This is a genomic window from Corynebacterium sp. HMSC11D10 (genome assembly GCF_001806995.1).
In the GTDB taxonomy this organism is placed as follows: Bacteria; Actinomycetota; Actinomycetes; order Mycobacteriales; family Mycobacteriaceae; genus Corynebacterium; species Corynebacterium coyleae.
In genome coordinates, this window is the sequence record NZ_KV787039.1 from 267,849 (window position 1) to 268,056 (window position 208).

Below are 208 nucleotides of genomic sequence, written 5' to 3' on the forward strand. Positions count from 1 at the left end.
TCATCGCCTGGCACTGGTGCAAACAAGAAACCACATACGACTACAAATGCCTGCTCGAGCGCATCGAAGCACCGTTGATCGCTGTGATCGACGGTGGACAAGGGGCCACAAGCGCAATTAAAACGTGCTGGCCAAACACGAAAATCCAACGCTGCCTCGTGCACGCCCAACGCACGTGTGTTTTGTCAAGTTGTTTTAGGCCGTTTCG

1 protein-coding gene is annotated in these 208 nt (G+C 53.4%); it reads left to right on the forward strand.

All coding sequences use genetic code 11. The features are described 5' to 3' along the window. Positions 1 to 208 (forward strand): transposase (locus HMPREF3120_RS12360; RefSeq protein ID WP_246815414.1); only part of this gene is annotated, 208 nt, incomplete at both ends.